Annotated in this window: 1 protein-coding gene; it reads left to right on the forward strand. The window is 64.5% G+C overall.

Annotated elements, in window-relative coordinates:
• Nucleotides 1-28: 28 nt before the first annotated feature.
• The coding region (locus tag ON19_RS45240; protein ID WP_043700718.1) for a chlorophyll a/b-binding protein at nucleotides 29-543 on the forward strand (515 nt) is incomplete at its 3' end.

Consider the following 543-nt stretch of genomic DNA (forward strand, 5'->3'; position numbering starts at 1 on the left):
CAACCCATCAGCAATAAAAATATATAAAATGGCTTCCGCTCTTATGTGCCAGAGCTTCCTGGGCGCGTCCCTGCGCTCCGCTGTGCCCACCAAGGGCCAGGGAAACAAGCAGGTGACCCGCGCCGCCATTGAGTTCTACGGCCCCGACAGGGCTGGATTCCTTGGCCCCTTCACCGAGGCTCCCTCGTACCTGAAGGGTGAGTTCCCCGGTGACTACGGCTGGGACACCGCCGGTCTGTCCGCCGACCCCGAGACCTTCGCTCGCTACCGCGAGATCGAGGTCATCCACGCCCGCTGGGCCATGCTCGGCGCCCTGGGCTGCGTGACCCCAGAGCTCCTTGCCAAGAACGGCGTCTCCTTCGGCGAGGCCGTCTGGTTCAAGGCTGGCGCTCAGATCTTCGGCTCTGACGGCCTGAACTACCTGGGCAACCCCTCTCTGGTCCACGCCCAGTCCATCATCGCCACCCTGGCCTGCCAGGTCATCCTCATGGGCGGTGCTGAGGCCTACCGTGCCAACGGTGAGGGCCCAGGCATTGAGGGCCT

Origin of the sequence: Nocardia abscessus NBRC 100374 (assembly GCF_000308455.1) — a bacterium.
In the GTDB taxonomy this organism is placed as follows: domain Bacteria; phylum Actinomycetota; class Actinomycetes; order Mycobacteriales; family Mycobacteriaceae; genus Nocardia; species Nocardia abscessus.